Below are 7983 nucleotides of genomic sequence, written 5' to 3'. Positions count from 1 at the left end.
TTCCCAGAACCAGCTCCTTTCTGGTAGGCGCGCCAAAAGACAGGCCGTCAAGGCAGGCCTCTCTCACCGCTTCCACCACAGGCCCGCAGGCATGACCAAGAATGGATGGGCCCCATGAATTCACGTAATCAATGTATTCATTTCCATCCTCATCGTAAATATGGGAGCCTGACGCATGTTTTACAAAGACCGGTACTCCTCCCACGGAGCCAAAAGCGCGAACCGGGCTGTTGACCCCGCCCGGGAAATACTCCCTTGATTTTTCAAATAAAATTTTTGATTCTTCTATTTTCATCTAACTGACTCCTTTTCACTCCGAACGATAGCTTCCATTTATTGTTACATAGGATCATTTAATACCCAGGCGCATACGATAACAGAAGTCCGCTTCCATCGTCTCACCGGCAAATAAACGCTGTATCGTCTCAACGTATTCATCCAGGGCACTCTTAATTAGATCTGGCTTACGCTTCATGATGCTTTGAAGTCCGCTTTGGCTTAACGTCATACTGATAAATCTTTCGGCATTACAGAGCTCTCTGTTTGCAAAAACAATTTCTCTTTGATAACGAAAGTAACCGCTGTTTTTAATATTGGTCAGATGCTTATTTTTATCCCATCTAATAAAACGATCGTTCAAATCCTTATGCTCTTTCTCCAGGCAGCTGACTTTATAGAATAGCTGCTTGTGGGCAAGCTCCGCTTCCCATTTGCAGACAGGCGGCCAATCGTAATCGACCGCAGCAAATATGCCGCCGGACTTTAGTATGCGGTTTACTTCTGCCAGAGTTAATTCAGGGTTCATCCAATGAAAAGACTGGGAACATATAACAACATCAGCGAAGTCGCTGCTTAAACCTGTCTCATGGGCGAACGCTTTCTTAAACGAAATGTTTTTATCTGCTTTCTTACTTGCAGCCAGGAACATATCATTACTTGGTTCAATACCGATAATGGCATTGCAATGGTTTTTCCATGCAGTTGTTGATAAGCCCGAACCGCAGCCTAAGTCAACTACAATATCTGCTTTTTTATTTAAATATCTTGTTATGATTTCAATCGGATATTCCGGCATTTCCGGCCTTGCCTGATCATAGACATCCGCAAACCCTAAAAACCGATCCTTATTCTTCATTTCCACATTCTTTATTGATGGATCCAATGAATCATCTCCTATTCCTATTTCCAATCCCGGCAGATGGCCTCCGTTAACCCTTTAATGCTGTAAACCCCGGCAATGATATCTGCTTTTCTCCCATGCCCTATCAGGGCTTTTGCTGTTATGTCCCCGATGCAGACCACTTTGAGGCCTGCCAGGGCTTCCTTTATTTCCTTATCTGCCTCCCGGAAAAAAGCCTCTACACCGGAAGCACTTGAAAAAGTCAGATAGTCCAACTGCTTTAAGGCTTCCGTCCTTTTTTCCGCCTCCAGGCCTTCCAGAGCCACATCATAGAGCACGATGTCATCATAAGGGACACCGGTCTCATCAAGAATCTCATTCAGTTCCTTAGAACCGTTTAAGGATCTGGGGATCAAAAGCCTGTCCTCCCGAGAAATCAAGCCTTTTAAGCCTGCCGCCAGATCCTGTACCTGATATTTCTCTGGTATATAATCCGCAAGAAAGCCGTACTGCAGCAGTTCATCGGCAGTTCCCCTTCCGACCGCGGCAAACTTCACATGACCCACTGAGCGGAAATCATGCCCCCATTCCAAAAGCCCACGGAAAAATTCTCTTACTCCATTGGCGCTGGTAAATACGATCCAGGTGTAGGACGGCAGCTTTTCATATGCTTCCTTCATTTCCGCTCCCTTTCGGCAGGACTCTATCAAAAGGCTCAGGATGCATTCCGAAGCTCCTCCAAGAGATTCCAGCTGTTTTCTCAGCCTTTTTGTAAAGGAGTCTGTTCCTGTTACTCCAATCCGGCACCCCTTAAGGGGCTGTTTTAACGTAGAAGTAAAATCAAGGGAAGCCACCTCTCCCACCACAATGATCGCAGGACTTTCTATTCCAGCCGCCAGCACCTTTTCCTCAATACTTTCTATGGTCCCGCGGATGGTTCTCTCTCCGGGAAGAGTTCCGTTTTGAATGACCGCAGCAGGTGTGTCCCCTGGTTTTCCCTGGTTTAAAAGGCCCTTTACGATGAGGGATAAGTTCCCTAATCCCATGAGAAAAACCAATGTGCCTGAAAGCCTGGCAAATTCATCAAAATCAGGAGGAAGCGTTCCTTCTGCTGAGAGAGTGTGTCCGGTCATGACATGAAAGCTTCTGCTAAGCGCCCGGTGGGTCACCGGGATCCCGGCACTTGCAAGGGCGGCGACCGCAGAGGTAACTCCGGAAACCACCTCATAAGGGATCCCTGCCTCAGAAAGAGCCATGATCTCTTCTCCCCCCCGTCCAAATACAAAGGGATCACCGCCTTTTAGCCTCACAACCGCAAGACCTTCCCCTGCCAGTTCTACCAGAAGTTTATTAATTTCCTCCTGCTTCATGGAATGACGCCCGGCGCGTTTTCCTACATAAATCTTCCGGCATTGGTCAGGTACTTCATCAAGAAGGCGGGGAGAAAGAAGAGAATCATAAACCACTGCGTCGCATATCCGCAGCCTTGACAACCCTTTTTCCGTAATTAGCCCCGGATCTCCCGGACCAGCCCCTACCAGATAGACGACTCCTGTTTCCTTCATAGCATCCTCCTTATTACGCAAGGCCATCGGCCGCCAGCCGTGCCAGCCTGTCAAGTTCCCCGGTTCCTCCCCAAAGATGGATCCGCTTGATTTCTTCCCCTCTTTTGCTGATCCCAAGAACCTCCATATCCCCGCCTTTAAGTCTTGAATATACGCCGATGGGTTCATGACAGCCGGCATTTAAATGCCTTAAAATTTTCCGTTCTAAAGACAGGCACATTCTGGCTTCTTCATCCTCAATAGGCTTTACCACCGCCTCAAGCCCGGAATCCAGCCGTCCTTCCACCGCAAGTATTCCCTGGCCTCCAGCCGGAATAAAGGTCTCACAATCAAAACAATGGTAATCATACCGGCTGTCTTCCCAAAGTCCCAGACGCTTTAATCCGGCAGCCGCCAATAGAATGCCGTCATAAGAGCCTTCCATGAGTTTTGAAAGTCTGGTCTGTACATTTCCCCTTAAATTCTCGCAGCGGACCAAAGCCCAGGGCCACATGTCCGTTCCAATCTCCTCTATCTGAATCTTCCTTCTTAAGCTGGAGGTTCCGATTATGATTTCCTTTTTTCCGGAAAGGTCACTTAAGGCAGGTGTCACCAAAACATCCCTGGGATCTTCCCGCTCCATAACTGCCACAATTCCCAGCCCCTCTTCCAGCTCCATAGGCAGATCCTTGGCGCTGTGGACTGCGAAGTCAATCTCCCCCCGCAGTAAGGCCTGTTCAAATTCCGTCACAAACACGCCCTTTCCTCCAAATTCCAAAAGCGGCTTATCAAGAATCCGGTCCCCTTCCGTCTGCTTTAATACCAGCTCTGCCGATAAGCCGTTACCTGACTTTTTAAGAGCCTCTGCCATCAGATTTGCCTGGGCCACGGCCAAAGCGCTTCTTCTTGTTCCAATGCGAATGGTATTACTTTTCATGCTCCGCCAGTTTCCTTTCTATCAGTTCATCTGCCTGTTCTCTGGTATAATCTCCCTGACGGATCCCCTCCGCTGTCATAGTTTTAAAAATTGACCTTCTGACTGGGAGGGAATCCACCCTTTCTCTTACCATATCCCTATATGAGCCAAGCTGCTTTGCCAGGCTGCCAAGTCCCACAGGAATGGCTTCCTTAAGCGTTTCTTTTAAATACCGGGCAAGGGCCGGAGAGCTTCCGCCTGTGGAGATCCCTACCGTGATCTCTCCATCTTTCATAATAGCCGGAAAAATAAAGCTGCATTCCTCCTGGTTGTCCGCCACATTGACCGGAATCTTCCGTTCCCGGCACCAGACGGATATCTGCCTGTTTAAACCTTCATCTGAGGTCGACGCTATTACAAAATCCATTTTCTCCAGGTCAGATTCTACAAATTCCCGGCACCACCATGTGAGTTTTCCCTTGCTTTCTTTTATCAGCCGTTCCATCTCGGGAATCACTTGCGGAGCCACAACTATGATATCCGGGCCATAATCCATAAGTGTCAGAGCCTTGCGGCAGGCAACTGCTCCTCCGCCTGCGATCAGGCATCTTTTCCCCTCAATATCAACAAAAAATGGAAAATAAGCCACAGTCATCCCTCCTTAATCCAGCGTTCTAAGCCATCCAGGGTTTTAAGTACCACCTTTAATTCTTCACTGGAAACATGATCCCTGACCTCAAAGAGAAGGGTATCCAGGCGTTTTCCAGCAAATGCTTCCTTAAGTTCTTTCATTCTCCGGATGTATGGATGGAACACCACCTCCTTGATGGCCCCATCTAAGTCCTCTTCCATGATCACGTTAGCCCGGTCCAGTTCCTTTAGTTTTATTTCCGTGTTGTTTTTTGAAAGTGTTTCAAAATAGTCGATGTTATAAAGAGTCAGCCCGTCCATTTCCTCAATCTCAGGGTCCATGTCCACAGGAACGGCCACATCCATAAACAGCCGTTTTTTTCCCGGAGCCACTTGCTCTGACAGTTCTTCACAGGTTACGGTGTAATGGGGGCCGGAAGTGGCACTGATGACAATATCCATCTCATCCATGTACTGATAGCGGTCCCTGTAATCCACGACCTTCACCCTGTCCCCCTTTACCTCAAAAGTCAGATCGGACTTATGGCTTCTGACCGTGCCGGTGACATGGATTCCAGGCTTGCTTAAAATATTTTTTGTTATAGTATTCCCCATTTTACCGGTCATGCCGATCACCATCACATTCTTATCTCCGCTCTCTTTTTCAAAGCGGAACACCTCATTGGCTACAAGGGTTGCAACGGAGAGAGGTGTTCTGGATAAATTGGTATCCGTCTTGATCCGTTTGGCACAGGCAAACGCCCTTTGGAACAGCACGTTCATTTCGTAATCCACCGCACCCTGGTCCCTGGACATCTCATAGGCACCCTTTACCTGCCCTAAAATCTCGTCTTCTCCCAGCACCATGGAATCGAACCCGCATGCCACTTTAAACAAATGCCCTATGGCGCTTTCCCCGCTGTAGATATTTAGATATTTCAGCAGTTCTTCCAGTCTAATTCCTTTAAAATCAGCAGTCTCCCGCTGAAGCTCACCGATTGCATGCTTTGTTCCTGAAACATAGATCTCACTGCGGTTACAGGTACAAAGCACAACAACACCGGTCACCGCTTCCTTCTTCATAAGCCGTTCTATAAACTCCGCCTTCTCATTTTCATGAAAGGCAAATCGTTCCCGGATATTCACAGAAGCCTTTTTATGGCTTACACTCATACAATACATCATTCTTCCAGCTTTCTTAACGTTAGAATCAGTTCATAAAAACTCCTATCTATTCTAACATAAGAAGGCAGAAAAGAGCAACCGGACATTCCAGGGATCATAGGATTAAGCGAAAATGCCCCCTTCCAGGCAAACGAGTTTAATTATTACACTCGTCTGCCTGGGAGGGGGCATATCAAACAAATGGCAATACTATTTATTCAAATGGGAACTGGTACTGGTTTAGTCCCAGTTCATCCCTGATCTTAATAAGCTCTTTCTGAACTGCATCATTGATCGGCACACCGCTGTTTTTGCGTTCCTGCCATACCAGATACTCCTTCTCGCCTGCCGTATAAATGTGGTCTTCCCCTGGAGCTTTGACAGAACCGCGAAGATCCCGGAGAATATCGCCGCATGTCTTTTTAAAGGAATCCAGGCCCATAAAGGCTTCCGTATCAATGGCAATGAAGAAGTGGCCTAAGTGGAAGGGAATCTTTTCTCCCTGTTCTCCAATGCCGGTTAAGGCTCTTAAGAAATTCCCCTGCTGCAAGGCTGCGGAAAGAATTTCAACTACAGTGGCATAGCCGTATCCCTTGTAGCCTGCCAGCTCTTCACCGATTCCGCCTAAAGGCGCAAGGGCCGCTTTTCCTGTATTTAAGTCAGAAAGAATCTGGTCTGAATTGGTCTGAGGCTGACCGTCCCGTCCGATTACCATACCGGAAGGAGTGGATTTTCCGATACGGGAATAGTATTCGATCCTGCCTCTCTGGGTAATGGAAGTCGCACAGTCCAGCACAAAGGGGAATTCCTCATCCGTAGGCATACCAAAGGTAAGAGGATTGGTTCCCAGCATATTTTCCACGCCAAAGGTAGGCGCGATGGAAGGCCTTGCGTTGGTTCCTGTAATTCCGATACAGCCTGCCCGGGAAGCCATGGTCGCATAATAGCCTGCAATGCCGTAGTGGGTGGAATTGCGGGCAACCACCATGCCCATGCCATATTCTTTGGCTTTCTCAATGGCCATATTCATGGATTTTACACCGATTACCTGGCCCATGCCGTCATGGCCGTCCACAACCGCTGTGGTTCTTGTTTCCTTTACTACCTCAAAATTTGTCACCGGGCTCTGGATTCCTGCTTTGATACGGTCCAGATAAATGGGTTTGAAGCGGTTAACCCCATGAGATTCAATTCCCCTCTTGTCAGACTCCAGCAATACATCCGCACAAACTTTCGCATCTTCTTCCGGAATCCCATACCCCTTAAATGCATCCACTACAAAATCCGTAATTGTCTTCCAATCCACAATGTTTGTTTTGGTTCCCATAATTACCTCCTGTATTTTTATAATTTATTTAAAAACATTGGCTCCCATATGATGGAAACCGCTGTTTTTTCATCGAAAGGCTGCTGCATTTCACTCCAATTACTTTCTTGACTTTAAATAAGCATTTTTCCCCTCTTCGTAGAGATTATTTCCTTCGCAGTCGATAACAACCACCAAAGGCATTTCTTCTACGTAAAGTCTGCACAAAGCTTCTGCTCCCAAATCCTCATAAGCGATGGGTTCCAGCTTTTTGATGCATTTGGCAAGCAGCGCTCCTGCTCCCCCGACGGCGCCAAAGTAAACACCGTCATACTTTTTTATGGCTTCCACCACATCCGGCTGCCTGGCTCCTTTTCCGATCATTCCCCTGGCTCCTACGGACATCATCGTGGGAGCATAAGCATCCATCCGGCCGCTGGTAGTAGGTCCTGCGGACCCTATCACCTGGCCTGGCTTTGCAGGAGTGGGCCCCACATAGTAAATCGTGGCATCCATGGGATCAAAGGGCAGCTTTTCCCCTTTTGCCAGGGTCTCACACATACGCTTATGCCCGGCGTCCCTGGAAGTGTAGATATCACCGGTCAGATAAACCGTATCTCCTGCGTGAAGGGTTTTAGACAATTCTCTTGTCAAAGGCAGTGTAATATGCTTTATCATTTTTATCTCCAATCCGCCGCTGACGCATGCGGCACGAAAAAGTAAGGAAAAGCGGCGCGCGTCTTCCACCGTTTGAGTCTTTCAAATATATTCAGACTACTTCCGTTTTATGGCGTGTCACATGACAGTTGATGTTGATGGCACAGGGCATGCCTGCAATATGGGTAGGCATGGTTTCAATGTTTACCCCAATGGCAGTGGTCTTTCCGCCAAAGCCCTGAGGGCCGATTCCCAGAAGGTTGATCTTTTCCAGCATCTCCTTTTCCAGATCAGCATAGTAAGGATCCGGATTGGAGGAATCCAAATCTCTCATCAAAGCCTTTTTCGCCAATAGGGCTGCCTTGTCAAAGCTGCCTCCTATCCCTACGCCCACTACGATGGGAGGACAGGGATTGGGACCTGCAGCGGATACGGTTTCCAGGATAAAATCCTTGATTCCCTGGAGGCCTGCAGAAGGCTTGAACATGCGGAGTGCACTCATGTTCTCGCTTCCAAAGCCTTTAGGTCCTACCGTAATTTTCACCTGGTCTCCCGGAACGATTTCCGTATAGATTAAAGCCGGAGTGTTATCCCCCGTATTTCCCCGCCTTACCGGGTCCTTTACAACGGATTTTCTTAAAAATCC

General features: G+C 47.9%; 9 protein-coding genes. All 9 read right to left on the bottom strand.

Features of this window, described 5'->3' with window-relative positions:
* The coding region (locus RT269_RS29080) for an aminotransferase class III-fold pyridoxal phosphate-dependent enzyme (RefSeq protein WP_313187948.1) at positions 1-295 on the bottom strand (295 nt) is incomplete at its 3' end.
* 54 nt (positions 296-349) lie between these two features.
* A complete protein-coding gene (locus RT269_RS29075; RefSeq protein WP_313187947.1) occupies positions 350-1162 on the bottom strand; it encodes a class I SAM-dependent methyltransferase in 813 nt (270 codons plus the stop codon).
* 17 nt (positions 1163-1179) lie between these two features.
* Positions 1180-2685: a uroporphyrinogen-III C-methyltransferase gene (cobA, locus tag RT269_RS29070; RefSeq protein ID WP_313187945.1), complete on the bottom strand. Its 1506-nt coding sequence runs from the start codon at positions 2683-2685 to the stop codon at positions 1180-1182.
* A gap of 13 nt (positions 2686-2698) precedes the next feature.
* Positions 2699-3601, bottom strand: a complete 903-nt coding sequence (hemC, locus tag RT269_RS29065) for a hydroxymethylbilane synthase (RefSeq protein WP_313187944.1) — start codon at positions 3599-3601, stop codon at positions 2699-2701.
* Entirely contained in the window at positions 3591-4235 is a 645-nt protein-coding gene (locus RT269_RS29060) for a precorrin-2 dehydrogenase/sirohydrochlorin ferrochelatase family protein (protein WP_313187943.1), read from the bottom strand. The genes hemC and RT269_RS29060 overlap by 11 nt, the downstream gene beginning before the upstream one ends.
* The gene (hemA, locus tag RT269_RS29055; RefSeq protein WP_313187942.1) at positions 4232-5383 is read right to left on the bottom strand and encodes a glutamyl-tRNA reductase; all 1152 of its coding nucleotides are present in this window, start codon (positions 5381-5383) and stop codon (positions 4232-4234) included. The genes RT269_RS29060 and hemA overlap by 4 nt, the downstream gene beginning before the upstream one ends.
* 205 nt (positions 5384-5588) lie before the next feature.
* The gene (locus RT269_RS29050) at positions 5589-6701 is read right to left on the bottom strand and encodes an Ldh family oxidoreductase (RefSeq protein ID WP_313187941.1); all 1113 of its coding nucleotides are present in this window, start codon (positions 6699-6701) and stop codon (positions 5589-5591) included.
* A gap of 99 nt (positions 6702-6800) precedes the next feature.
* Positions 6801-7358, bottom strand: coding sequence for a Fe-S-containing hydro-lyase (locus tag RT269_RS29045; RefSeq protein ID WP_313187939.1), 558 nt, complete (start codon positions 7356-7358; stop codon positions 6801-6803).
* Positions 7359-7449: 91 nt separating this feature from the next.
* On the bottom strand, positions 7450-7983 hold a 534-nt coding region (locus RT269_RS29040), incomplete at its 5' end, for a fumarate hydratase (RefSeq protein ID WP_313187937.1).

The organism is Lacrimispora sp. (assembly GCF_032078915.1).
Classification (GTDB): Bacteria; Bacillota; Clostridia; order Lachnospirales; family Lachnospiraceae; genus Lacrimispora.
This window is presented reverse-complemented; position numbering and strand designations above follow the sequence as displayed.

Excerpts from the sequence above, each read along its gene's own strand:
- cobA (WP_313187945.1), bottom strand. The coding sequence starts at position 2,685 with ATGAAGGAAACAGGAGTCGTCTATCTGGTAGGGGCTGGTCCGGGAGAT.
- RT269_RS29045 (WP_313187939.1), bottom strand. The coding sequence starts at position 7,358 with ATGATAAAGCATATTACACTGCCTTTGACAAGAGAATTGTCTAAAACC.
- RT269_RS29050 (WP_313187941.1), bottom strand. The coding sequence starts at position 6,701 with ATGGGAACCAAAACAAACATTGTGGATTGGAAGACAATTACGGATTTT.
- hemA (WP_313187942.1), bottom strand. The coding sequence starts at position 5,383 with ATGAGTGTAAGCCATAAAAAGGCTTCTGTGAATATCCGGGAACGATTT.
- RT269_RS29060 (WP_313187943.1), bottom strand. The coding sequence starts at position 4,235 with ATGACTGTGGCTTATTTTCCATTTTTTGTTGATATTGAGGGGAAAAGA.
- hemC (WP_313187944.1), bottom strand. The coding sequence starts at position 3,601 with ATGAAAAGTAATACCATTCGCATTGGAACAAGAAGAAGCGCTTTGGCC.